General features: G+C 38.8%; 24 protein-coding genes and 1 riboswitch. Of the genes, 23 read left to right on the top strand and 1 reads right to left on the bottom strand.

From position 1 onward, the window contains the following. Positions 1-197: 197 nt before the first annotated feature. The 14 genes from RT445_RS07150 (at position 198) to purD (ending at position 14,296) form a co-directional block, all read left to right on the top strand. Positions 198-458: a hypothetical protein gene (locus tag RT445_RS07150; RefSeq protein WP_274794602.1), complete on the top strand. Its 261-nt coding sequence runs from the start codon at positions 198-200 to the stop codon at positions 456-458. 242 nt (positions 459-700) lie between these two features. After that, on the top strand, positions 701-895 hold the full coding sequence (locus RT445_RS07145) for an NETI motif-containing protein (RefSeq protein ID WP_274794601.1): 195 nt from the start codon (positions 701-703) through the stop codon (positions 893-895). 93 nt (positions 896-988) lie between these two features. Next, positions 989-1,087: riboswitch (purine riboswitch) on the top strand. 206 nt (positions 1,088-1,293) lie between these two features. Next, on the top strand, positions 1,294-1,782 hold the full coding sequence (gene purE, locus RT445_RS07140) for a 5-(carboxyamino)imidazole ribonucleotide mutase (protein WP_312507250.1): 489 nt from the start codon (positions 1,294-1,296) through the stop codon (positions 1,780-1,782). After that, complete coding sequence (gene purK, locus RT445_RS07135; protein ID WP_313470244.1) at positions 1,779-2,903, top strand: 5-(carboxyamino)imidazole ribonucleotide synthase; 1,125 nt, start codon at positions 1,779-1,781, stop codon at positions 2,901-2,903. Before purE ends, purK begins: the two co-directional genes overlap by 4 nt. A gap of 13 nt (positions 2,904-2,916) precedes the next feature. After that, entirely contained in the window at positions 2,917-4,212 is a 1,296-nt protein-coding gene (gene purB / locus RT445_RS07130) for an adenylosuccinate lyase (protein WP_274794598.1), read from the top strand. 120 nt (positions 4,213-4,332) lie between these two features. Further along, positions 4,333-5,043, top strand: a complete 711-nt coding sequence (gene purC / locus RT445_RS07125; protein ID WP_312507249.1) for a phosphoribosylaminoimidazolesuccinocarboxamide synthase — start codon at positions 4,333-4,335, stop codon at positions 5,041-5,043. Positions 5,044-5,045: 2 nt separating this feature from the next. Continuing rightward, positions 5,046-5,294 carry a phosphoribosylformylglycinamidine synthase subunit PurS gene (gene purS / locus RT445_RS07120; protein WP_274794596.1) on the top strand — a complete coding sequence of 83 codons (249 nt, stop codon included), beginning with the start codon at positions 5,046-5,048 and terminating at the stop codon, positions 5,292-5,294. 2 nt (positions 5,295-5,296) lie between these two features. Then, positions 5,297-5,980: a phosphoribosylformylglycinamidine synthase subunit PurQ gene (gene purQ, locus RT445_RS07115; RefSeq protein ID WP_054611985.1), complete on the top strand. Its 684-nt coding sequence runs from the start codon at positions 5,297-5,299 to the stop codon at positions 5,978-5,980. After that, positions 5,967-8,201 (top strand): phosphoribosylformylglycinamidine synthase subunit PurL, encoded by a 2,235-nt coding sequence (purL, locus tag RT445_RS07110; protein WP_313470241.1) that lies wholly within the window; start codon positions 5,967-5,969, stop codon positions 8,199-8,201. Before purQ ends, purL begins: the two co-directional genes overlap by 14 nt. Continuing rightward, positions 8,177-9,601, top strand: a complete 1,425-nt coding sequence (gene purF / locus RT445_RS07105; RefSeq protein ID WP_274794594.1) for an amidophosphoribosyltransferase — start codon at positions 8,177-8,179, stop codon at positions 9,599-9,601. The genes purL and purF overlap by 25 nt, the downstream gene beginning before the upstream one ends. 94 nt (positions 9,602-9,695) lie before the next feature. Further along, positions 9,696-10,751 (top strand): phosphoribosylformylglycinamidine cyclo-ligase, encoded by a 1,056-nt coding sequence (gene purM, locus RT445_RS07100; protein ID WP_274794593.1) that lies wholly within the window; start codon positions 9,696-9,698, stop codon positions 10,749-10,751. Continuing rightward, positions 10,751-11,320 carry a phosphoribosylglycinamide formyltransferase gene (gene purN, locus RT445_RS07095; protein WP_313470238.1) on the top strand — a complete coding sequence of 190 codons (570 nt, stop codon included), beginning with the start codon at positions 10,751-10,753 and terminating at the stop codon, positions 11,318-11,320. Before purM ends, purN begins: the two co-directional genes overlap by 1 nt. Positions 11,321-11,431: 111 nt before the next feature. Then, the gene (gene purH, locus RT445_RS07090) at positions 11,432-12,958 is read left to right on the top strand and encodes a bifunctional phosphoribosylaminoimidazolecarboxamide formyltransferase/IMP cyclohydrolase (RefSeq protein WP_274794590.1); all 1,527 of its coding nucleotides are present in this window, start codon (positions 11,432-11,434) and stop codon (positions 12,956-12,958) included. Positions 12,959-13,039: 81 nt separating this feature from the next. After that, positions 13,040-14,296: a phosphoribosylamine--glycine ligase gene (purD, locus tag RT445_RS07085; protein WP_312507244.1), complete on the top strand. Its 1,257-nt coding sequence runs from the start codon at positions 13,040-13,042 to the stop codon at positions 14,294-14,296. Between the two features lie 114 nt (positions 14,297-14,410). On the opposite strand, the gene RT445_RS07080 is transcribed toward purD, so the two are convergent. Next, positions 14,411-14,824, bottom strand: coding sequence for a YgaP-like transmembrane domain (locus RT445_RS07080; RefSeq protein ID WP_274794588.1), 414 nt, complete (start codon positions 14,822-14,824; stop codon positions 14,411-14,413). A 199-nt stretch (positions 14,825-15,023) separates the two neighbouring features. On the opposite strand from RT445_RS07080, the gene RT445_RS07075 reads away from it, so the two are divergent. The 9 genes from RT445_RS07075 to gatA all read left to right on the top strand — a co-directional run. Next, entirely contained in the window at positions 15,024-16,745 is a 1,722-nt protein-coding gene (locus RT445_RS07075; protein ID WP_312507243.1) for an adenine deaminase C-terminal domain-containing protein, read from the top strand. Between the two features lie 62 nt (positions 16,746-16,807). Next, the gene (locus RT445_RS07070) at positions 16,808-17,863 is read left to right on the top strand and encodes a DUF3048 domain-containing protein (RefSeq protein ID WP_313470235.1); all 1,056 of its coding nucleotides are present in this window, start codon (positions 16,808-16,810) and stop codon (positions 17,861-17,863) included. Between the two features lie 15 nt (positions 17,864-17,878). After that, positions 17,879-18,199: a YerC/YecD family TrpR-related protein gene (locus RT445_RS07065; protein ID WP_004225717.1), complete on the top strand. Its 321-nt coding sequence runs from the start codon at positions 17,879-17,881 to the stop codon at positions 18,197-18,199. Positions 18,200-18,310: 111 nt separating this feature from the next. Then, positions 18,311-19,000 (top strand): heptaprenylglyceryl phosphate synthase, encoded by a 690-nt coding sequence (pcrB, locus tag RT445_RS07060; protein WP_274794585.1) that lies wholly within the window; start codon positions 18,311-18,313, stop codon positions 18,998-19,000. Between the two features lie 33 nt (positions 19,001-19,033). Next, positions 19,034-21,289 (top strand): DNA helicase PcrA, encoded by a 2,256-nt coding sequence (gene pcrA, locus RT445_RS07055; RefSeq protein ID WP_274794584.1) that lies wholly within the window; start codon positions 19,034-19,036, stop codon positions 21,287-21,289. 13 nt (positions 21,290-21,302) lie between these two features. Then, positions 21,303-23,306 (top strand): NAD-dependent DNA ligase LigA, encoded by a 2,004-nt coding sequence (gene ligA, locus RT445_RS07050; protein ID WP_274794583.1) that lies wholly within the window; start codon positions 21,303-21,305, stop codon positions 23,304-23,306. A gap of 113 nt (positions 23,307-23,419) precedes the next feature. After that, complete coding sequence (locus RT445_RS07045) at positions 23,420-24,559, top strand: CamS family sex pheromone protein (protein ID WP_274794582.1); 1,140 nt, start codon at positions 23,420-23,422, stop codon at positions 24,557-24,559. Between the two features lie 232 nt (positions 24,560-24,791). Next, positions 24,792-25,079 carry an Asp-tRNA(Asn)/Glu-tRNA(Gln) amidotransferase subunit GatC gene (gene gatC / locus RT445_RS07040; protein ID WP_274794581.1) on the top strand — a complete coding sequence of 96 codons (288 nt, stop codon included), beginning with the start codon at positions 24,792-24,794 and terminating at the stop codon, positions 25,077-25,079. A gap of 24 nt (positions 25,080-25,103) precedes the next feature. Further along, a partial coding sequence (gatA, locus tag RT445_RS07035; RefSeq protein ID WP_313470231.1) for an Asp-tRNA(Asn)/Glu-tRNA(Gln) amidotransferase subunit GatA occupies positions 25,104-26,378 on the top strand: 1,275 nt, incomplete at its 3' end.

Here is a 26,378-nt window from a genome sequence, read left to right as displayed (position 1 = left end):
CGCCGATGGTAGTTGGGGGCTTCCCCCTGTGAGAGTAGGACGTCGCTAGGCAATTTATGAAAAGCCATGGACATATTCCATGGCTTTTTTTGTTATGTGCACTATTCATAAAATGTTATAATAAATAAAGCTATTTCCATACATTTTGACAATTCACTGAACTGTACACAATCGGATTTGATAATGGAGGAATTAAAATGAGACGTATCATTTTTTCTACTATTTCAATCTTATGCTTATTAATAACAATCTTTATGTTTGGGTATGATTCAAAGAAATGGTATGGGAGCTTTTTAAAACTTCTCTATGACGTAAATATGTTTATGCCGTTTATATTAGCAGGGATAGGTATGATCAGTGCCATTTTCGGTATTAAAGGTGATTATCGTATGGTTCTTGTTGTCCTTCATTCATTTATACTACTTCTTTTTTTAGGCATTTATATAAAAGCTTTTTAATAGTAATAGGTAAGCATTGCCGAAGGAGATAGATTTTCAAATTTAATAAGAAACGATTCTTAAAGAAGAACTTAATAAAATTTAGGTTCTTCTTTTTTATATAAGGAGACTACTAAGGATTTGAATATGATATAGACACTAAAAATCATTATTAAGTTCATGCATACTTCTATAAGCAACTAAAGGTATAATGGAGTACAAGTAGTAAAGATGCAAAACGTGAAGTGGAAAGGAAGAAGAAGTTGGGAAAAAAACAAATTTGGTATGAAGTACAAGAAAATGAATCCATAGAAGAGTGTTTAGCAAGAATGCGACAAGACGGTTATATGGCCATTGGACGAAAAGAAGAGCCTCTTTTTCATATCGTCAATGGTGAACCAACCTATTTGCGTCAAAAAATTCAATTTAAAGCTATTCCTGCGCAAGATACGGAATGATTTTGACTAAAATCCGAACGTTTTTTTTGCACTTATAAAAAATGTTCGCATTTTTGCATTGACGATAAGGTAATCACTTGTTAAAATGTGATAAGGAAAAACAAATATATCCCACATATATGCTAGAGGATTGGCTCTAGTGTCTCTACCCGGCACCGTAAATGCTGGACTATGCGGGAAAGCACTTTTGGCATATGATGAGAAACTCTATGTGCAGTTTGTATATAGGTATATTCTTGTTCTGATAAGTCCTCAAGTAAGCTGCTTTCACGTGTAGTAGTAGAGAGTAGTTTATTTGGGGATTTTCTTTGTATAAGATAAGAATTGCAGTGCTATTAAAAATAGATGCTAGCACAATAACTGATCATTTTTCTATCGTTTAAAAGGAGCGACAATTTATGAATCCGAAAATCGGTGTCATTATGGGTAGTTCAAGTGACTGGGAAACAATGAAACATGCATGTGATATTTTAGATGAATTACAAGTACCGTACGAAAAAAAGGTTGTATCTGCACATCGTACACCTGATTTAATGTTTGAATATGCAGAGCTTGCTCGTGAGCGAGGAATACAAGTAATTATCGCTGGAGCAGGTGGGGCTGCACATTTACCAGGAATGGTGGCAGCTAAAACAACGTTGCCTGTAATTGGAGTTCCAGTTCAGTCACGTGCACTTAATGGACTTGATTCATTATTATCCATTGTTCAAATGCCTGGTGGTGTACCTGTAGCAACTGTAGCTATTGGCAAAGCAGGAGCAACAAATGCAGGATTACTTGCAGCTCAAATTTTGTCAACAACAGATTCAGAACTTGCCAATAAATTAGATGCTAGACGTGAAGCAACAAAGCAGCAAGTATTAGAAAGCACAGGTGACTTAGTGTGACGAAGATTATTTATCCTGGACAAACGATAGGTATTATAGGTGGTGGCCAACTTGGTCGGATGATGGCACTTGCTGCTAAAGAGTCTGGATTTAAAATTGCTGTTCTTGAACCTGCAATGGACTCACCGTGTGGACAGGTAGCTGATATTCGTATTGTAGCCCCATATGATGATGAAGCTGCTTTAGAAGAGCTTGCAGAAGTAAGTGATGTCATCACGTATGAATTTGAAAATATTGATTATGAAGGCTTAAAGCGTTTATCACAAATGGCTTACGTTCCACAAGGGGCGGAGTTGGTACGCATTACACAAAACCGTGTAACAGAGAAAGACGCTATTGTGAAAGCTGGTTGTCCAGTAGCTCCATATATTGTTGCAAAAACTTATGAAGAATTAGTAGCCAATATTGATTCGATTGGGTATCCTTGTATAGTCAAAACAGCAAGAGGTGGCTATGATGGCAAAGGGCAGCAGCTTTTAAAATCAACTGACGATCTACCTTTAGCGAAAGATTTATTCACGCATTCTCAATGTATTGCAGAAGGCTTTGTTCCTTTCGTTAAGGAAGTATCGGTCATTGTTCAAAGAAATGGCCACGGTGAATCGTATTGTCAGCCAGTTGGAGAGAACATTCATGTTCATCATATTCTACATGAAACAATTGTGCCTGCTCGCATATCAGAAAGTACAGCTCAAGCTGCGGAACGTGAAGCTTTAAAAATTGCAGATTACTTACATTTAGTAGGAACGTTAGCGATAGAAATGTTTGTGTTAGAAGATGGTGGGATTGTTATTAATGAATTAGCACCGAGACCTCATAATTCTGGTCACTATTCAATAGAGGCATGTAATGTTTCTCAATTCCATCAGCATATTCGAGCTGTCTGTGGTTGGCCATTACGAAAACCAGAACTTTGGGCACCATCTATTATGGTCAATGTATTAGGGCAGCATGTCGTGCCACTTAGTAACTCAATTGCTAAATATCCTGAATGGTCCATCCATCTTTATGGGAAAGCTGAAGCTAAGGTCAACCGTAAGATGGGCCATGTAACGATTATGACAAAAGACATAGAGGAAACACTACAACAAATCGAGAGTTCTGGCATCTGGTCAGAATAGAAGGAGATACGCGATGATTGAACGTTACACAAGACCCGAAATGGGCGCAATTTGGACAGAACAAAATAAATACCAAGCTTGGCTAGAAGTTGAAATTTTAGCTTGTGAGGCTTGGGCTGAAATAGGGGATATCCCAAAAGAGGATGTTGCTAAAATTCGTGAAAATGCTTCATTTGATGTGAACCGTATTTTAGAGATTGAACAAGAAACTCGTCATGATGTTGTTGCCTTTACACGTGCCGTTTCTGAAACACTTGGTGAAGAACGTAAGTGGGTACATTATGGTTTGACTTCTACAGACGTAGTGGACACAGCATTATCTTATTTAATCAAACAAGCAAATGATATTTTACGCAAAGACATTGTGAATTTCATTGATATTATTGCTGCTAAGGCAAAAGAACATAAATATACAGTTATGATGGGACGTACACATGGTGTTCATGCAGAACCAACAACTTTCGGTTTAAAACTTGGTTTATGGTATGAGGAAATGAAGCGTAACCTTGAACGTTTTGAAGCAGCAGCTAAAGTAATTGAAACTGGGAAAATGTCTGGAGCCGTTGGAACATATGCCAACATCGATCCTCGTGTTGAACAGTATGTATGCGATAAATTAGGACTTACAGCATCACCGATTTCAACACAGACTTTACAGCGTGATCGCCATGCACAGTATTTAAGTGCCTTAGCTTTAATCGCTACATCTATTGAAAAATTCGCAACAGAAATTCGCGGCTTACAGAAATCGGAAACACGCGAAGTAGAAGAAGCTTTTGCAAAAGGACAAAAAGGGTCATCAGCAATGCCACATAAACGTAATCCAATTGGTTCTGAAAACATGGTTGGTATGTCTCGTTTAATGCGTGGATACATGGTGACAGCGTATGAGAATGTTGCTTTATGGCATGAGCGTGATATTTCTCATTCATCCGCAGAGCGCGTTATTTTACCGGATGCAACAATTACTCTTAACTATATGTTAAATCGCTTCGGTAATATTGTGAAAAACTTAACAGTATTCCCTGAAAATATGAAACGTAATATGGATCGCACATTTGGTCTAATTTATTCTCAACGCATCTTGTTAGCATTGATAGATAAAGGCTTAGTACGTGAAGAAGCTTATGATACCGTACAGCCTTTAGCGATGCAGGCATGGGACGAGCAAGTTCAGTTCCGTACATTAGTCGATGCAAGTGAAAAAATCACATCTTATTTAACTAAGGAAGAGCTGGATGAGTGTTTTGATTACAACTACCACTTACAGCATGTTGATATGATTTTTGAACGATTAGGACTTATCTAATATTTAAACTTTCTAAATGTTAGAGCCCACTAGTAAATGTTTCAGAGTTGGATCGTGGTGACACGATTCAATTCTGGACATTAATACAAGCGTATCTATAATATCAGGGGGAAAAACGACATGACTAAAGGTCAACTTTTGTATGAAGGTAAAGCAAAAAAATTGTACACAACTGAGGAAGAAAATGTGCTTCTTGTTGAGTATAAGGATAGTGCAACAGCATTCAATGGTGAAAAAAAAGAAGAAATAGAAGGCAAGGGCATTTTAAATAATCGCATTACTTCATTAATTTTCGAAAAATTACAAGCAAACGGAATTGCGTCACATTTCGTAAAACAATTATCTGATACGCAACAACTTGTAAAAAAAGTAGAAATTATTCCGATTGAAGTGGTTGTTCGTAATATAGCTGCTGGAAGTTTAGCAAAACGTCTTGGTCTGGAAGAAGGCACAGCTTTAAAAAGACCAATCGTCGAATTTTATTATAAAGATGATGAGTTAGGCGATCCCCTTATTACAACAGAGCATATAGATGTTCTTGACCTTGCGACTTCTACTGAAGTAACTGCTATTTATGATGGGGCACTAGCGGTTAACAAAGTTCTACAGCCAATCTTTGCAGATGTTAATGTGACACTAATTGATTTCAAATTAGAATTTGGCCGTGATACGAATGGCAATGTATTATTAGCTGATGAAATTTCACCGGATACTTGCAGACTTTGGGATGCAACAACAAAGCAAAAGTTAGACAAAGATGTTTTTCGTCGTGACCTTGGTAATTTAACTGAAGTTTATACTATTATACTTTCTAGACTCGGAGGCAAATAACAATGAAAAAAGTAAAAATCTATGTAACATTACGTGAGAGCATTCTTGACCCACAAGGCTCTGCAGTACAAGGTTCTTTAGCTAAAATGGGCTACGGTGAAGTAGCGGATTTACGTATCGGTAAATATCTTGAACTAACAATTAAAGATACAGAACGTGACATTGATACTCTAGTAAAAGAAATGTGTGAAAAGGTTTTAACGAACGTTGTAATTGAAGACTACCGTTACGAAGTCGAGGAGGCTAACTAATCATGAAATTCGCAGTACTCGTATTCCCTGGGTCAAACTGTGACATCGATATGTATCATGCCATTAAAGACGAGCTAGGTGAAGAAGTAGAATATGTATGGCATACAGCAACAGATCTAAGTGGGTTTGATGGCGTTTTAGTACCTGGAGGCTTCTCTTACGGAGATTATCTTCGTTGTGGTGCAATGGCTAATCAATCTAACATTATGGCAGAGGTTAAAAAAGCAGCTGATGCTGGTAAACCAGTTCTAGGTGTATGTAATGGCTTCCAAATCCTAACAGAAGCTGGTTTATTGCCAGGAGCTTTACTGCGCAATAAAAATTTAAAATTTATGTGCCGTACTGTACAGCTAAAAGTTGAAAACAACAATACATTATTTACAAATCAATATGAGCAAGGTCAAATCATTAATATTCCAATCGCACATGGTGAAGGAAATTACTACTGTGATGAGGAAACATTACAATCACTAAAAGATAATAATCAAATTGTATTCACATACTCAGGAGATAATCCAAACGGTTCTTTAGAAGATATCGCAGGGATTATAAACGAACGCGGCAATGTATTAGGGATGATGCCACACCCAGAGCGTGCTGTTGATGCACTGGTGGGCGGAGCTGACGGTCTAGCAGTATTTAAATCAATTGTGAAGCAGTGGAGGGAAAATCATGTCAACAACTAAGTTTGAGCCAACAGCACAGCAAATTAAAGATGAAAAGCTATACGCTGGTATGGGGATGTCAGACGAAGAATTTGCAATGGTAGAAGGTATTTTAGGACGTCTACCTAACTGGACAGAGACAGGTCTTTTCTCAGTAATGTGGTCTGAGCACTGCTCTTACAAAAATTCAAAGCCAGTATTACGTAAATTCCCTACAAAAGGTCCTCAAGTTTTACAAGGACCAGGTGAAGGCGCAGGGATTGTCGATATTGGTGACGAACAAGCTGTAGTATTTAAAATGGAATCTCATAACCATCCATCTGCGATTGAACCTTATCAAGGAGCTGCTACTGGTGTAGGCGGTATTATTCGTGATGTTTTCTCAATGGGAGCACGTCCAATCGCCATGTTAAATTCATTACGCTTTGGTGAATTAAAATCAGCGCGTGGTAAATATCTTTTTGAAGAAGTCGTTGCTGGTATTGCTGGGTATGGTAACTGTATTGGAATTCCAACAGTAGGCGGTGAAATTCAATTTGATCCGTGTTATGAAGGGAATCCACTAGTAAATGCGATGTGTGTCGGTTTAATCGACCATAAGGATATTCAACGTGGTATTGCAGCTGGCGTAGGTAATACAGTTATGTACGTTGGTGCGAAAACAGGTCGTGACGGAATTCATGGTGCAACATTTGCCTCCGAAGAATTAACTGAGGAATCAGAAAACCAACGTCCAGCAGTACAAGTGGGAGATCCATTTATGGAGAAGCTTTTACTTGAAGCTTGTTTAGAGGTTGTCAAATCCGATGCTTTAGTTGGTATTCAAGATATGGGTGCTGCTGGTCTTACTTCTTCTTCAGCAGAAATGGCATCAAAGGCTGGTTCTGGTGTAGAAATGAACTTAGACTTAGTCCCTCAACGTGAGACAGGTATGACAGCTTATGAAATGATGTTATCTGAGTCTCAAGAACGTATGCTACTAGTTGTGAAAAAAGGTCGCGAAGATGAAATTAAAGCGATTTTTGATAAATATGATTTAGATGCTGTTGCAATCGGTCGAGTGACTGATGATAAAATGCTTCGTCTATTACACAACGGAGAAGTTGTAGCTGAAGTACCTGCTGATGCACTTGCAGAAGATGCACCCGTTTATCATAAGCCATCTGCAGAGCCTGCATACTATGCAGAGTTCCAAGCAATTGAAAATACAGAGCCTGTTGTGACAGATTACAAAGAGACATTAAATGCATTATTAAGAGCACCAACAATTGCCTCTAAAGAGTGGGTATATGATCAATATGATTATCAAGTGCGTACATCCACAGTTGTTAAACCAGGATCTGATGCTGCCGTTATTCGTGTACGTGGTACAAATAAAGGTTTAGCAATGACAACAGACTGTAACTCTCGTTATATTTACCTAGATCCAGAAGTGGGCGGTGCTATTGCTGTAGCTGAAGCAGCTCGTAATATCGTGGCAACTGGTGGTACGCCACTTGCCATTACAGACTGCTTGAACTTTGGTAATCCAGAGAAACCAGAAATCTTCTGGCAAATTGAAAAATCTGCTGATGGTATTTCAGCTGCATGTACGGCATTAAATTCCCCAGTTATTGGTGGTAACGTCTCACTTTACAATGAACGTTCAGGCGAAGCGGTTTATCCAACGCCAACAATTGGTATGGTTGGTCTTATTGAAGATTTAGCTCATGTCACTACACAAGAAGTAAAATCTACAGGAGATATCGTATTTGTGATTGGTGAGACTAAAACCGAGTTTGGTGGGTCAGAGCTTCAAAAACTATTAAATAATGGGGTTATTTCAGGGAAAGCACCTGCCATCGATTTAGATGTAGAAGCAGCACGTCAGCAAGCTTTATTAAAGGCTATTAAAGCTGGTCTTGTACAATCAGCTCATGACGTAGCTGAAGGTGGCCTAGCGGTGGCTATTGCTGAAACAACATTCGGTGCAAACGGTCTTGGTGTTGATGTAACATTATCAGGCTCTGCAACCACTGCATTATTCAGCGAGAGTCAATCTCGTTTTGTTGTAACAGTTAAAGAAGAAAATACAGCTGCATTTGTAGAAATTATGAAAGACGCTCAAAAAATTGGTGTCGTAACAAACGATGCACTAGTTAAAATCAACGGGGACAAAGGTGTGCTTGTAGAAGGTACAGTGGAGGAATTCCGTTCTAATTGGAAAGGAGCAATCCCATGCTTGCTGAACTCAGAGGCTTAAACGAAGAATGTGGGGTGTTTGGTATTTGGGGTAACCCAAATCCAGCACACCTTAGCTATTACGGGCTCCATGCTCTTCAACACCGTGGACAAGAAGGTGCTGGAATTGTCGTTTCAGACGGTCAGCATCTTCGCGCGGTGAAAGGCGAAGGACTAGTTAATGATGTTTTCAACGAAGAAAAATTAAAAGCAGTGGACGGCAAAGCAGCTATTGCTCATGTTCGTTACACGACTGCTGGTGGTGGCGGTATTGAAAATGTCCAGCCATTATTATTCCATTCCTCAACTGGTAGCCTTTCAATTGCCCATAACGGTAACTTGGTCAATGCGACACATTTAAAACAGTATTTAGAGCGACAAGGTAGTATTTTTCATTCAAGCTCTGATACAGAAGTGCTGGCGCATCTTATTAAGAAAAGCTCACATTCACCTTTCCGTGCGAAAGTGAAAAATGCCCTTTCTTTATTAAAGGGAGCGTATTCTTTCTTAATTATGACAAAGGATGAAATGCTTGTTGCACGTGATCCACATGGTTTACGTCCATTATCTCTAGGAAAGCTAGGAGATGGCTGGGTGGTAGCTTCTGAAACTTGTGCATTTGATTTAATTGGTGCAGAATTCGTTCGTTCTGTGGAACCAGGAGAACTAATCATTATTAACGATGAGGGTGTCAAATCAGATCGTTTTGCTGATATGGAAAAGCGTTCTATGTGTGCAATGGAGTATGTCTATTTAGCACGTCCTGACTCTGATATTGACGGTATTAACGTTCACATGGCACGTAAACGTATGGGGAAACAGCTTGCTCGTGAATGTGCGCATATTGAGGCTGATGTTGTAACAGGTGTACCTGATTCAAGTATTTCAGCAGCAATCGGCTTTGCAGAGGAAAGTGGTATCCCTTATGAACTAGGTCTTATTAAAAATCGCTATGTTGGTCGTACGTTTATTCAACCAACACAAGAATTACGTGAACGTGGCGTAAAAATGAAGCTTTCACCAGTTGTTCAAGTCGTAAAGGGTAAACGTGTAGTTATGGTGGACGACTCCATTGTTCGCGGCACAACATCACGTCGTATTGTCAAAATGTTAAAAGATGCTGGTGCAGCAGAGGTCCATGTTGTGATCTCATCTCCGCCGATGACAAACCCTTGTTATTATGGCATTGATACTTCCACACATGAGGAACTGATTGCCTCTAGTCATAATGTAGATGAAATTCGTGAAGCGATCGGTGCAGATTCTTTGACGTTCCTTTCTGTTGAAGGAATGGTAGAGACCATCGCTCGTCCCTATGAAGATGACAACCGTGGACTATGCTTAGCATGTTTTACAGGCAAATATCCAACCGAGATTTTCCCGGATACCATCTTACCACATGAAAAAGAACTGTTACGTTAAGAAAAATATCGCAACGAATTAGTGACCTCTAGAAGGTTGTACAGTGATTCTAGAATAATAATTAGGCGATTCGGATGATAAGGAGGAACTCTGCGTGTCAAAGGCATATGAACAAGCAGGTGTAAATATAGAAGCGGGCTATGAAGCCGTTAAACGAATGAAGTCTCATGTTGAACGTACAAACCGTCTTGGTGTTATGGGAACGTTCGGTGGCTTTGGTGGCATGTTTGACTTGTCAGAACTTCAACTTAAAGAACCTGTTCTTATTTCAGGGACAGATGGTGTTGGAACAAAGCTAAAGCTAGCATTTATGGTAGATAAGCACGATACAATTGGCGTTGACTGTGTAGCCATGTGTGTTAATGATATAGTTGCCCAGGGAGCAGAGCCCTTGTACTTTTTAGATTACGTAGCTCTTGGAAAAGCTGAGCCTGCAAAAATCGAACAGATTGTTAAAGGTGTTGCAGATGGCTGTGTGCAATCTGGTGCGGCATTAATAGGTGGCGAAACCGCTGAAATGCCTGGTCTATATGAAGAGGATGAATATGATCTAGCTGGCTTTGCTGTAGGTGCATGCGAAAAATCTGACATTATTACAGGAGAAAAAATCGTAGAAGGTGATGTCCTAATTGGTATTGCATCAAGCGGTGTACATTCAAACGGTTATTCTTTAGTGCGTAAAATTGTCTTTGCAGATCATCAATACAAGGTTGATGCTGTTGTAGAAGGCTATGAAGATTTAGGACCAATTGGTGAGGCACTTCTCGTACCAACAAAGCTATATGCTAAGCCAGTATTAGCTGCTTTAAAGGCAGCCGATGTACATGGCTGTGCACATGTTACGGGTGGAGGATTCTATGAAAATCTACCACGTATGATGCCTGAAGGATTAGCAACTGAAATCGACCTAGGTTCTTGGCCTGTATTACGTATCTTTGAATTCCTGAAAGATAAAGGTCAGTTAGAAGATAAAGATTTATATAATGTGTTTAATATGGGTATTGGTTTTGTAATAGCTGTACCAGCAGATGAAGCTGATAAAGTCATCACAGCAGTAGAAGCAAATGGCGAAAAAGCATATACAATCGGCCGTGTTATTAAAGGTGAAGGCGTAGTATTTAATGGCTCACATGATGGGAGTCTAGTGTAATGACTGCACCAACAAAAATAGCCGTGTTTGCTTCAGGCAGCGGTAGTAATTTTCAAGCTATTCAAGAAGCTATTGATCGTGGGGAACTGCATGCAAAGGTTGAACTTGTGGTGACAGATAAGCCCGGTGCTTTTGTAGTGACACGTGCTGAAAACTTTGGGATTCCCGTGTTAGCTTTAAACCCAAAGGAATTTTCATCGAAGGCTGCTTACGAGAATGCTATTATTGATGCTTTACAAGAATGCGATGTTAAATGGATTGTACTTGCAGGATATATGCGTTTAATTAGTGACGTATTATTAGCCGCATTTCCACAACGAATAGTTAATATTCATCCTTCTTTATTGCCAGCATTCCCTGGAAAGGACGCCATCGGACAGGCAATGAATCATGGTGTGAAAATCACAGGTGTAACGGTCCATCTTGTAGATGAAGGGATGGATACTGGCCCGATTATCGCTCAGGCTGCAGTACCTGTTATAGAAGGAAATCAAGAGGCAACAGAAGCGGCCATTCACGAGCAAGAGCATCTATTATATACAAAAGCTTTAAAGCAATTATTACAGTAACTAAAGAGGAGTTAGGTCGAGAGCCTTACTCAGCAAATAGGACCTAACTCTATTAATCTATTAAGCAAGTCTATTCGTGCAAAAGCGCGATAAAATTAGGAGGATATTGTTGTGACAAAACGTGCATTAATCAGTGTTTCCAATAAGGATGGTATTTTAGAATTTGCAAAGGAATTAGTAGCATTAGGTTATGAAATTTTATCAACTGGCGGTACAAAAAAAATGCTACAGGACAATGCAGTAGCTGTAACAGCAGTAGATGAAGTAACGAAATTCCCAGAAATTTTAGATGGCCGTGTTAAAACATTAAATCCAATGATTCATGGTGGTCTATTAGGGAAGTTTGACGATGCATCTCATCAAGCACAAATGAATGAGCATGGAATTGAGCCAATTGAGATTGTATGTGTTAATCTATATCCATTTGTTGAAACAATTTCAAAGCCTAATGTAACATGGGATGATGCAATTGAAAACATTGATATCGGTGGTCCAACAATGTTACGTTCTGCTGCAAAAAACCATCAATATGTAACAGTAATCGTGGACAGCAATGACTATGCAACAGTATTAGAAGAACTAAAAGCTAATGGTGCAACGACAATTGAAACACGTCGAAAACTAGCTGCAAAAGTTTTCCGTCACACAGCCGCTTATGATTCTTATATCTCAAACTACCTGACAGAGGAAGAGTTCCCAGAGAGCTTAACGATGACATATGAATTGAAGCAAAACTTACGCTATGGTGAAAACCCGCACCAAAAAGCTGCATTCTACCAAAAACGCCTTGGCTCTGATTTCTCATTAGCCTATGCAACACAATTACATGGTAAAGAGCTATCCTACAACAACATTCAAGATGGAAATGCAGCATTACAAATTGTAAAAGAATTTGAAAAGCCAGCTGCAGTAGCAGTGAAGCATATGAATCCATGTGGTGTTGGAACAGGTAACACATTAGAGGCAGCATTTGATAAAGCTTATGAAGCAGATCCAACATCTATTTTTGGTGGTATTATCGCATTAAATATGGAAGTGGATGCAGCAACGGCTGAGAAACTAAGTCATATTTTCCTTGAAATTATTATCGCACCAGCTTTCTCACAAGAAGCATTAGACATTTTAACCAAAAAGAAAAATATTCGCTTATTAACTATTCCTTTCGAACAAGCAAAACAAGATCAATTCAATGTAGTATCAGTTGAAGGCGGCCTGCTTGTACAAGAGCCAGATCGCTATGGCTTTGGCAATGCAGATATTAAGGTAGTGACAGATCGTGAGCCAACAGAACAAGAATGGGATGCACTACAACTTGGTTGGTCGGTTGTAAAGCATGTTAAATCAAATGCGATTGTTGTCACAGATTCTCATATGACACTTGGTGTAGGTGCAGGCCAAATGAACCGCGTTGGGGCAGCTAAAATTGCATTTGAGCAAGCAGGAGAAAAAGCAAAAGGTGCAGCACTAGCATCAGATGCATTTTTCCCAATGAGTGATACTGTTGAAGCTGCGGCTGCTGCTGGAATTACTGCGATTATTCAACCAGGTGGCTCAATCAAGGATCAAGATTCTATTGATAAAGCAAATGAATATGGTATTGCAATGGTATTTACAGGTGTACGCCATTTTAAACACTAATTGACTAAACATATAGAAAGCAAAACAGACCGAGATGTTGGTTCATCTCGGTCTTACTCACAAAGAGGAGGATTCTCTAAAATGAATGTATTAGTAATAGGAAGTGGCGGTCGTGAGCATGCAATCGCTAAGCAATTTAGTATATCTCCATCCGTTAACAAAGTATTTGTCGCGCCAGGCAATGATGGCATGCGAGGCGAGGTAGAAGTGGTGTCTATTGATTCAATGGACTTTGCAGGTCTCGCTCAATTTGCTAAGGAAAATGATATTGCTTTAACATTTGTTGGTCCTGAACAGCCGCTTGCTGAGGGGATTGTTGATTTCTTTACAGCTCGTGACTTACGTATTTTTGGCCCTACAAAAGTTGCGGCTCAAATAGAAAGTAGTAAATCCTATGCGAAAGAAATTATGAACAAATACAACATCCCTACTGCAGCCTATGAAACGTTTACTGAAGCAGAAAAGGCAATAGCTTATATTAAAGAACAAGGAGCGCCTATCGTAATAAAAGCAGATGGTTTAGCTGCTGGTAAGGGCGTTGTTGTAGCGATGACAGAGAAAGAAGCTATTGCTGCCGTGCAGGATATGATTGGGAACCAACGATTCGGTGAATCTTCTTCACGTGTTGTCATTGAAGAGTTTTTAGATGGGGAAGAATTCTCCTTTATGTCCTTTGTGCATAAAGGACAAATTTATCCAATGGTTATTGCACAGGATCATAAACGTGCTTATGACGGGGATAAAGGACCAAACACTGGAGGAATGGGTGCTTATTCACCAGTACCACAAATTTCACAAGAGGTAGTTGATATTGCATTTCAAACGATTGTAGAGCCTACTGTTAAAGGAATGGAGGCTGATGGCGCTTCCTTTACAGGTATCTTATATGCAGGGTTGATTTTAACGAAAAATGGCCCTCAGGTAATAGAATTTAATGCACGTTTCGGTGATCCAGAAACACAAGTAGTCTTACCGCGCATGGTTTCAGATTTTGGGGCATTTATGATGGCATTAATGGATGAACAGCCATTTGATCTGCAATGGTCTGAAGAAGCAATGTTAGGTGTTGTCATTGCGGCAGAAGGATACCCTGGTGATGTTGAAAAAGGTAAAGCGTTACCAAATTTAGAGGCACTTTCAACAACACATGCAGTATACCATGCTGGTACAAAACTAGTGGACGGCCGATTTGTTGGTAATGGTGGACGTGTATTACTTATCGGTGCAAAAGCGTCTACATTACAGGAAGCACAGGAAAAAGTATATGCAGGCATAGCCACAGAAAAGTGGGATCACTTTTTCTACCGTAAAGATATTGGCTGGCGTACATTTAAGTAAACGTATTTTTACTAAAATTTAAAGTAATTTTTAATCAACTTTTGAAACCTCTTGTTGATTCAAAACGTAAGAGGTAAGAGCCGTCTCAATAATAGATTGGGACGGCTCCTTTGACTAAGAAGGATTTTGAGCGTTATTACTACTTGTTGAGGAATTTTGAGTTGAAGTGCTGGTATCAGATTGCTTTGAAGTAGTAGCTTGAGAACCTGAAGAATTACCAGAAATAGCAGAAGAAAAATCCTTCATGAGCTTATCGATTTGTTCAGAAGACATAGAATTTTGCCCGCTGAACATACTTTGCATAGAGGTGTTCATGGCATTTTGCATATTGGAGTTTAAGATTGACTTTGTTGGACAATATTTAAACAATCCCTCTGCCATTTTCATGGCACCTAATGCAATCATCAATCGACCTTTTGTACAATTAGGATTTCTTGAAACTTTCGCGATACCAAATGCTGTCAAACCTGTACCCATGGCAAAACGACAAAATGCATTTTTTTCGCTTAAATTTGCTTGCTGCATCATCAAACTTCCTCCTTTAGTCATTGTGGAAAAAATTAGCGAGGTGCACTTTGCTTTATGAAAGTGCTGTGTTACGATTGAAACAAGATGATTGCATAAAGCATAATTTTTAAGAAAATATGCGATTATGCAGTAGTAGTATGTGATTTCAAGTTGGATTTACACAATGAAAAATTACGTAATTTAGGAAGGAGCGAATAGCATGGATCCAGTATGGAAAATAACAACATTACGTCAGCAATTAGCAGTAATCGATGGGAAAAAGGCACCTGATATCGTGCTGAAAAATGCACGTTATTTGCATAGTATGTTGAAACAATTTACAGTGGGAAACATTTGGATTTTAGGAGATCGCATTGTCTATGCTGGTGATAGAATGCCTCCTTTATTAGAAGGAACAGAAGTCGTGGATTGTACAGGAAAAACAATTGTACCTGGCTATATTGAACCTCATGTTCATCCATTCCAGCTTTACCATCCACAGTCATTTGCAGATTTTTGTGGTCAGCTTGGAACAACGACATTTATTTCGGATAATTTAAGCTTTGTTTTAAATTTAGAAAATAAGAAAGCGTTTTCAATTTTAGATAATTTGAAAAAGCTACCGTTTTCTTTTTATTGGTGGACTCGCTTTGATTCACAAACAGAGCTTGAACAAGAGGAAGAAGTTTTCTCTAATACCTCGATATTAGAGTGGTTAGAGCGAAGTGATGTCCTGCTTGGTGGAGAATTGACGGGCTGGCCAAAGCTACTACATGGCGATGATCAAATGCTTTATCGTATGCAAATGGCAAAGGGTCTAGGTAAAAAGATTGAAGGACATTTTCCTGGTGCTTCAGAAAGAACGTTAGCACGCATGAAATTACTTGGTGCTGATGGTGACCATGAGGCGATGACAGTGGAAGAGGTTGAGCGACGCATTATGCAAGGCTATGCCGTAACATTACGCCATTCTTCAATTCGTCCAGATTTACCCGATCTGCTAAAAGGAATAGTAGAAAAAGAACTTCCTATTTTTGATCATTTAATGATGACAACGGATGGCTCGCCACCTTCATTCCATGAGGATGGTGTAATGGATAAATGCATACAAGCTGCCTTAGATGCGGGGGTATCTCCAATTGATGCCTACCAAATGGCATCTTATAATGTGGCACGCTATTATAATATGTCTAATTTACATGGTTTTATCGCGACAGGACGTTTTGCTTCTATAAATATTTTACAAGATGAATATCATCCTGTTCCAGAAAGTGTCTTATCTAAAGGTGTTTGGCTAAAGCGTGATGGTGAACGTGTGCATAAACTTGCAACAATAGATTATTCAGCTATTCCTGCATTTGATTTAGATTTTTCATTAGATTCACAGGATTTCCAGTTTTCTATGCCGTTTGGAATTGCGCTTGTTAATGATGTCATTACAAAACCTTATAATTCATTGATTACAAGAGAAGGTCAGCTTGCCAATCATGATGAATGCTATTTAATGCTAATAAATCGAGAAGGAAACTGGCATGTTAATACAATGATTAAAGGGTTCGCAACCGATGTCCAAGGCTTTGCATCCTCCTATTCAAACACAGGCGATATTTTATTAATCGGAAAAAATAAAGACGATATGATCAAAGCCTTTGAAGAAATGAAGGCAATGAATGGCGGTATTGTTCTGGTCGAAAAAGGGGAAGTCGTAGCAGATATACCACTAACAATAGGCGGTCTTTTATATGATGGGGATGTACTAACACTAATGGAGAAAGAAAAGGCTTTAAAGCAAGCTTTAGCCGATCGAGGCTATCAACTAGGGGATGCCATTTACACGCTATTATTTTTACAATCAACTCATTTACCATATATTCGCATCACACCAAAAGGAATTTTCGATGTAATGAAGAATAAGTTATTATTGCCTGCTGTTATGCGCTAATTGGTGAAAGTGTTTTAAAACAATTGCAGTTATGTGTAATTGTTTAAAGGAGAGGTATGCTTGTGTTCAAATCGAAGAAATTATTGATTGCTATGGCTTTTAGTGCCTTCGTAATCGGGGGATGTTCGAAGGAAGCGCCAAAGGTTAAAGAAGATGATGAAAATGTAGTGGAGGAAGAAACAGTAGTTGAAGAAACTGTACAACAACCAGAATTCGTGGCACCCCTTACTGGGGAGGCTGTGCAGAAGGAAATTACACAGCGACCTATTATGGTGACAATCAATAATCATCCAGCAGCACGTCCACAATCTGGTTTAGCTGCTGCAGATATTATTTATGAAATGCTTGCGGAAGGTAATGTGACACGCTTTTTAGCAATCTACCAAAGTGAACTACCGGAAAATATTGGGCCTGTGCGTAGTGCGCGCTCCTATTTTATCGATATGGCAAAGGGATATGATGCCTTTTACGTAGCACATGGCTATAGCCCTGAAGCGAAAACCATGCTTGATAATCGTATAGTAGACAATATTAATGGGATGGCTTATGATGGCATACTTTTTAAACGTTCTAGCGATCGTGTGGCTCCGCACAATTCATATATTACATCAGAAAACATTATAAAAGGTGCTAAAATGGTAGACGCTTCAATGAATTACAGTGAAAAAGTACTTCAGGGTTTTTATGAACCCAATGAACGTGGTAAAATAGGCATTGAAACAAGTCAAGTTGACATTTACTACGGAAATAATGAAGATTTCCACAACTCGTATGTGTATGATCATCAAAGTAATCACTATGAACGACTATCGGCTGGCGTGGACACAAAAGATATGTTAACGGGCGAAACAATATCATTAGCAAATGTCCTGTTTTTTGAAATGGATCACCAAATAATTGATGATATCGGCCGCCAAGAAATTGATTTAACGTCTGGTGGAAATGCGTACGTATTTCAAAATGGCTATTTGAGGGAAGTTGAATGGTCTAATGTGAATGGAATACCGACCGCTGTAGAGCAATCAGGAGAACCTGTAAAGCTTGTACCAGGAAAGTCTTGGGTTCACTTCGTACCATCTTCACCAGGGTTACAAGCAATGGTGAAAACGCAGCCTTAAAGGGAGGAAAATTGCATGCAAATCGAAAAAATTCGGGGGCATCAAACAGATCAATTATTTAAAGCAGTGTTAGAGCTGAAAGACATCGAGGAATGCTATAAGTTTTTTGATGATTTATGTACGATTAGTGAAATTCAATCGTTGGCACAACGCTTTGAGGTTGCACATTTATTACGTTTAAAGAAAACCTACGAATCCATTAAAAAGGAAACTGGGGCAAGTACAGCTACTATTTCACGTGTGCGTCGTTGCTTCGATTATGGAAATGATACATATGATGAAATGCTAGGTCGTTTGTATCCTGATGAAAAACCATTCCAAGCACCAAAAGAATAGTAGGAAAAAGAGACTGGGTAGAAGTTCTACTCAGTCTTTTTCATTTTTTTGTCGTTCATCATAAGCTATACTTGTAAACGAATAGATAGAAAATGATAGGTGGTAAAATAAATGGATTATTTAGAATGGAGACATGTGTTCAAGCTTGATCCAGCAAAGGACATTTCAGATGAAGACTTAGAAAAAATTTGTGAATCTGGGACAGACGTTATTTTGGTTGGCGGAACAGACAACGTGACATTAGATGGGGTATTAGATTTACTTGTACGTGTGCGTCGCTTTGAAGTCCCTATAGCTCTTGAGATTTCTACCATTGATGCCGTTACACCAGGCTATGACTATTATTTTATCCCAACTGTATTAAATAGTGATGACCCAAAATGGATTAAAAATTTACATCATGAAGCCATTAGAGAATACGGAGATATTATGGTGTGGGATGAATTAGTTGCCGAGGGATATTGCATTTTAAATCCAGATTGTAAAGTAGCAGAAGTAACAGGCGCAAAAACTGATTTAACCATTGATGATGTCGTAGCTTATGCACGGATGGCAGAAAATTTCTTTAAGCTTCCAGTGTTTTATTTAGAATACAGTGGAGTTTATGGGAATCTAGAAGTAGTTAGCACAGTAAAAAATGAGCTAAAGCATACGAAGCTCTTTTATGGTGGAGGAATTACATCTGCAAAGCAGGCAGAGGAAATGGCACAGTTTGCAGATACAGTAGTAGTTGGAAATATTATTTATGAAGATATAAAAGCTGCACTTTCGACTGTTAAGGCTGTGAAAAATACGTTATAATTTTTAGAACAAATGTTTGTAAGGCGGTGCGAAATGGAACAGTTAACAAAAAATTTACTAGCAGGCATGAATCCTGAACAGGAAAGAGCGGTCAAAACAACTGAGGGACCATTGCTGATTATGGCGGGTGCTGGGTCAGGAAAAACACGAGTTTTAACACATCGTATTGCTTACTTAGTCATCGAAAAGGAAGTATATCCTTCAAAAATATTAGCCATTACGTTTACGAATAAAGCGGCACGTGAAATGCGCGAGCGTATAGATAACATTCTTGGTAATGGCACAGGCGATAGTATGTGGGTCTCTACGTTCCACTCAATGTGTGTAAGAATTTTACGTCGTAATATCGATCAGCTAGGTATATCTCGTAATTTCTCCATTTTAGATTCTACCGATCAATTATCAGTGATTAAAAATGTGATGAAGGATGAGAATATTGATCCTAAGCGCTATGAGCCACGTGCCATTTTAAATGCCATTAGTGCAGCGAAGAACGAGTGTATAACAGCAGAGGATTATGCTGGTCAAATGAACGAAAAAAATCCATATGAACAAACTGTTGCACGTGTTTATAAAGGCTATGAAAAAAGATTACGACGCAATCAGTCTCTTGATTTTGATGATTTAATTATGACGACAATTACGTTGTTTAATCGTGTACCTGAAGTACTTGAATACTATCAAAATAAATTCCAATACATTCATGTTGATGAATATCAAGATACGAATAAATCACAATATTTACTTGTTCAATTACTTGCTAAAAAGTTTAAAAATATTTGTGTTGTAGGGGATTCTGATCAGTCTATTTATCGTTGGCGTGGTGCAGATATTGGCAATATTCTTTCTTTTGAAAAGGATTATCCTGATGCCAAAGTGATTATGCTTGAGCAAAATTATCGTTCAACTAAACGCATCCTACAGGCAGCGAATGACGTCATTCAAAATAATACAACACGTTACCCAAAAGAACTGCGCACTGAAAACGCAGAAGGTGAAAAAATTGCCTTATATAAAGCTTATAACGAGCAGGAAGAAGCGCAATTTGTTGTACAAACCATTCAACAGTTAATTGAAAAAGAAAATCGTTCATTTGATGATTTTGCTATTCTTTATCGTACAAATGCTCAATCCCGTGTAATGGAGGAAGTACTTGTTAAGTCTAATATGGCCTATCAAATTGTTGGCGGGACAAAGTTCTATGATCGAAAAGAAATTAAAGATTTACTAGCTTATTTGCGTCTTATTGCCAATAATGACGATGATTTATCGTTAGCTCGTATTATTAATGAACCAAAGCGTAGTATTGGCGCTACATCATTTGAGAAGATGGCACGCTATGCGATTGACCAGGATCGTTCGATTTTTGATGCAATGAATGATCTTGTATTTATGGGTCTATCAGGGAAGGCAGCAAACTCAGCAGAGCAATTTTATGCAATGATTAAAGGCTTTACAGACATGCAGGAATATTTGTCTGTCACGGAAATTGTAGAGCAAGTCATTGATAAATCTGGCTATCGTGCAATGCTACAAAATGAAAAAACGATTGAAGCAGAAAGCCGTTTAGAAAATATTGAAGAGTTCTTATCTGTTACGAAGGCTTTTGAAGAGCGTAGTGATGATAAAAGCTTAGTAGCATTTTTAACGGACTTAGCCCTAATTGCTGATATTGATGCGCTCGATAAAGAGGATGCCTCTAAGGGCAATATTATTTTAATGACTATGCACGCTGCTAAAGGTTTAGAGTTCCCGATTGTCTTTATCATTGGCATGGAGGAAAACATCTTCCCTCATTCCCGCTCTCTAGATGATCAGGATGAAATGGAGGAAGAGCGTCGACTTATGTATGTTGGGGTGACACGTGCAGAGGAGCGCCTTTATTTAACATGTGCTCAGAGCCGAACAATTTTTGGCCGTTCAAGCTTTAATAATGCCTCAAGATTTTTAGGCGAAATTTCAGAAGACATTACTGAATCTATTTCGAAGGCAGGTACTAAATCAACTATGCCGTTTGCTACTGGCAATCGTACGACAGGTGGCTATCATCAAAAACGTACACTAGGAGCAATTCAGCAAACGCAGCCTGCTACCGCACGTTTACAAGCAACTGGCGGAGATCAATTTGGCTGGAAGGCTGGAGATAAGGCTATTCATAAAAAATGGGGAACGGGTATGGTTGTTAGTGTAAAAGGTGAAGGTGATAGTACAGAACTTGATATCGCTTTTCCACAACCAATTGGTATTAAGCGATTACTGGCGCAATTTGCCCCAATTGAAAAAGCATAGCGGAGGAACGTAAATGAACGAAATCGAACAGCGAATTGCAGAGTTAAATAAATTATTGCACGAATATGGTCATGCCTATTATGTGTTAGATAAACCTGTCGTAGCTGATAGTGTCTACGATCAATTATTACATGAGCTGATTGCATTAGAAGAAGCAAATCCGTCACTTATTTACCCAGATTCTCCTACGCAGCGTGTTGGTGGAGCGGTGGTAGAGGGCTTTAAAAAAGTAACACATGATTATCCAATGCTTAGTCTTTCCAATGCTTTTAACGAAGCAGATTTACGAGAATTCGATCGTAAAGTTCGTCAGGCGATTGGGGACCATTTTTCTTATGTATGTGAGTTGAAAATAGATGGTCTAGCTATTTCACTTAAGTACGAAAATGGTGTGTTTATACAAGGTGCTACACGAGGAGATGGTGTAGTTGGGGAAGATATTACAGCCAATTTAAAGACAATCCGTGCGATTCCCCTTCGTTTAAAGGAACCAGTTACGATTGAAGTTCGTGGTGAGGCATATATGCCTAAAAAGTCTTTTGAAAAATTAAATGCCCAACGTGCTGACAATGGTGAGGAATTGTTTGCCAATCCTCGTAATGCTGCAGCTGGCTCATTACGCCAGTTAGACCCTAAAATTGCGGCAAGTCGCCAACTATCAACTTTTATCTATGCCATTGGCGGAGACGGAGAAGTATATGGTATCGATGGTCATGCGGAGATGCTTGATTATTTGGAAGGCTTGGGCTTCCCTTCAAATAAAGAGCGCCAACGATGCTCTACTATTGAAGAAGTAATGTCCTTTATAGAACATTGGACAGAAAACCGTCCAAAATTAGCTTACGAGATTGACGGCATTGTTATTAAAGTGGACCGTTATGCTCAGCAAGATGAGCTAGGTTATACAGCAAAGAGTCCACGTTGGGCGATTGCATACAAATTTCCCGCAGAAGAAGTTGTTACAACATTGCTTGATATTGACTTAACAGTGGGACGTACAGGTGTAGTTACGCCAACGGCTATTTTAACACCAGTACAAGTAGCAGGGACAACGGTGCAACGTGCTTCCCTACACAATGAAGATTTAATTAGAGATAAAGATATTCGTTTAGGGGATACAGTCATCATTCGAAAAGCAGGTGATATTATCCCACAGGTGGTAGGGGTGCTAATCGAACAACGACCAGAGGACTCCGTTCCATTTATGATGCCAAAAAATTGCCCTGTTTGTGATAGTGAATTGATTCGTATTGAAGGTGAAGTAGCATTACGCTGTGTAAATCCTGCTTGCTTTGCTCAAATTGCGGAAAGCATAAAATATTTTGTTTCTCGAAATGCCATGAACATTGATGGCCTTGGAGATAAAGTAGTTGAGCAATTATTACGTGCAGATTTAATCCATGATGTTTCTGATTTATATCATCTAACAGTTGAGCAACTTGTTGAATTAGAACGCATGGGTGAAAAATCGGCAACTAATTTAGTGAATGCCATCCAAGCTTCGAAGGAGAATTCTATGGAGCGTTTATTAATCGGTCTTGGAATTCGACATGTTGGTGAAAAAGCAGCAAAAATTGTATCAGAGGAATTTGGTTCAATGGAAGCGGTAATGGTAGCAACAGAGGATCAGCTAGTGGCAATTTATGAGATTGGTGATAAAATGGCGTCTTCGTTAGTGGAATATTTCTCAAATGAAGACGCACGCGCGGTTATTGGACGTCTTGCAGAGGCAGGCGTAAATATGACCTATAAAGGTAAAAAAGTAGAAGTGGCTATTGGGGAAAGTCCTTTTGCAGGGAAAACAATTGTTTTAACTGGTAAACTTGAGCAATTGACACGTAACGAAGCAAAGGCGAAAATAGAAGAGTTAGGTGGTACTGTCACAGGCAGTGTCAGCAAAAAAACAGACCTTGTTATCGCGGGTGCGGACGCAGGCTCTAAGCTGGCAAAGGCTGAGCAATTAGGTATTGAAGTTTGGAATGAAGAAAACTTAATTGAACAACTTGACCTCATCTAATAAAAAACACTGACGACATATCCTCATGAAAGGCATGTGGAATGCTAGATTACATCATGGCGTCCAGTGATTTCGTCGGACAAAATTGATTATTAGTAAAGGAGCACTAAATAATGAAGTCTTTTCGACTCATTCCAGCAATCGTAGCTGCTGCAATGCTAGTCGGCTGTGTGCCTTCTAACAAGGAGGAGACAGAGCTTACACAGGAAACGCAACAGAAAGAAAAAGCTGAAACAACAATTATCCCAAGCATACAAATTGATGAATCCTATTATAAGACACTTATTCCTTATAAAGAGAGTGCAAGTAGAGGTCTAGTTGTATCTAATATTTATACGAAATATGATATGAAGGAAGTTGAAACAGGTTTAATGCGTCTATCTCAAAATGAGTTTGACACTGAAAACTATTACTTCCAAGAAGGTCAATATTTAGCTGAAAGTACAGTGAGCTCTTGGCTTGCTCGAAGTTCGCAAACAGAAGATGGATTAAATCCACCGACAACAGACACAATGACACCTGAAGAGCGAGCACTAAAGGCTCCTGTTTATTTATCCCATATTGTCGAGCAAAATTACTTAACGAAGACAAAGGATAATAAAGTTAAATTAGGTGGAATATCAATCGGTCTTGCGTTAAATTCTATTTATTATTATCAAAAGGAACAATATGGTGAATACTACGAGAAACCAATTTCTGAGTCTACTCTTGTTGAGCAAGGCAAAAAAATGGCCGCGGAAATTGTTTCGCGTTTGCGAACACGTGACGAGTTAAAGGATATTCCGATTGTTGTTGGCTTGTTTAAACAGCAAGCTCGCAATCAGATTATTCCAGGAACCTATTTTAGCTATGGTGTAGCAAAAGCTGGACAGAATAACATTGCTGATTGGGAAGGAATAGATGAAAATTACGTCCTGTTCCCAACAGATGATTCACAGGATGTATACCGTGATATCAACAATAATTTCAAGAATTTTAAACAAGATGTTGATAAATATTTCTCTAACTATACAAGTGTGATCGGGACTGGCTTCTATCGTAATAAGCAAATACAAAATCTTTCGATTGAAATTCCAATCCAATTTTTCGGCAAAGCTGAAATAATAGGCTTTACGCAATATTTGACAGGTATTTTAATCAATCAATTTGATAATATTCATGTTGAAGTGAGCGTTACTTCAGTAAATGGTCCAGAGGCATTGATCATAAAAAAAGCCAATGACAAGGATCCTTTCGTTCATGTTTATGATTAATATAGTCAGCCTCTGTGCTGGCTATATTTTTATGTAGACGGATAAAATGCAGGAGAGGGAACTGGTATATCGTGACAACACTTTGCTATAGTAGTGAAAGTTTCTATATTTTTGGTGAAAGTTGTGATTTTTAATATGAAAAATGTTATGATTATTGGCATGGTTAACTTTATTCAACCCTATTGTTATCAATAAAAACAATGAATTGAACAAGTATTCGGAGGTGTGAAATATGGCTAAATTAACAAAAGAAGAAGTAAAGCACGTGGCAAATTTAGCACGTCTTGCAATAACAGAAGAAGAAGCAGAGAAATTTGCTGAGCAACTTGGAAAAATTACTGAATTTGCGGAGCAGTTAAATGAGCTAGATACAACAAATGTTGAACCAACTACTCACGTTTTACCACTAGTGAATGTAATGCGTGAAGATGTAGCAGTAAAAGGTTTAGACCGCGAAGTAATGATGTTAAACGTAAAAGAACAAGAAGATGGTCAAGTAAAAGTACCAGCTATCATGTAATACTAAAACATAGGAGGATTCCTCATGACGTTATTTGAACGTTCAGCAAAGGAGTTACAAGCTGAAATAAAAGCAGGTAACTTATCAATCGCTGACTTAACGAAAGAAGCATACGAACGTATTGCAAAGCTTGATGGCGATGTACAAGCATTCCTTGCTTCAAACGAAGAAAAAGCAACTGCACAAGCTGCTGAAATGGATAAAGTACCATTTGAAAAGCGTGGACCTTTATTTGGTCTTCCAATCGGTGTGAAAGACAACATTGTAACAGAAGGATTAGAAACAACTTGTGCCTCTAAAATTCTAGAAGGCTTTATGCCAATTTACGATGCAACTGTTGTAAATAAGCTACGCGAAGCTGGAATGATTACAATCGGTAAATTAAACATGGACGAGTTTGCTATGGGTTCTTCTAACGAAAACTCATACTATAAAACAACAAAAAATCCATGGAACTTAAACCACGTACCAGGGGGATCTTCAGGTGCATCTGCAGCAGCAGTAGCAGCAGGGGAAGTTCCATTCTCTCTTGGTTCTGATACAGGTGGTTCAATCCGTCAACCTGCAGCTTACTGTGGTGTTGTAGGAATGAAACCTACATATGGTCGTGTATCTCGTTTTGGTCTAGTAGCATTTGCATCATCTCTAGATCAAATTGGACCAATTACACGCAATGTTGAAGATAATGCGCTATTACTTGAAGCGATTGCAGGTTTAGATCCAAATGATTCTACTTCTGCAAACGTAGAGGTGCCAAATTATGCAGCAGCTCTTACTGGTGATGTAAAAGGTTTACGTATCGCTGTACCAAAAGAATTCCTTGGTGAGGGTGTTGGCGAAGCAGCACGTCAATCAGTGCTTGCTGCATTAGAAGTATTAAAAGGCTTAGGTGCTACAGTAGAAGAAGTATCTCTTCCTCATTCGAAATATGCACTTGCAGCGTACTATATCCTTTCTTCATCTGAAGCGTCTTCTAACTTATCCCGTTTCGATGGTATCCGTTATGGTTTCCGTGCAGAAAACGTTACTAATTTAATGGATCTTTATAAAGAAACACGTGCACAAGGATTTGGTGATGAAGTAAAACGTCGTATTATGCTAGGAACTTACTCATTAAGTGCTGGTACGTATGACGCCTATTATAAAAAAGCACAACAAGCACGTACACTGATCAAAGCAGACTACGACAAAGTATTTGAAGACTTTGACGTAATCATTGGACCAACATCTCCAACACCAGCTTTCAAAATTGGTGAAAACGTTGATGATCCTATGACAATGTATGCCAACGATATTTTA

It is taken from the genome of Lysinibacillus sp., from assembly GCF_032093475.1.
Taxonomy (GTDB): domain Bacteria; phylum Bacillota; class Bacilli; order Bacillales_A; family Planococcaceae; genus Lysinibacillus; species Lysinibacillus irui.
The sequence above is the reverse complement of the archived record's forward strand: the minus strand, read 5'-3'. Positions and strand labels throughout refer to the sequence as shown.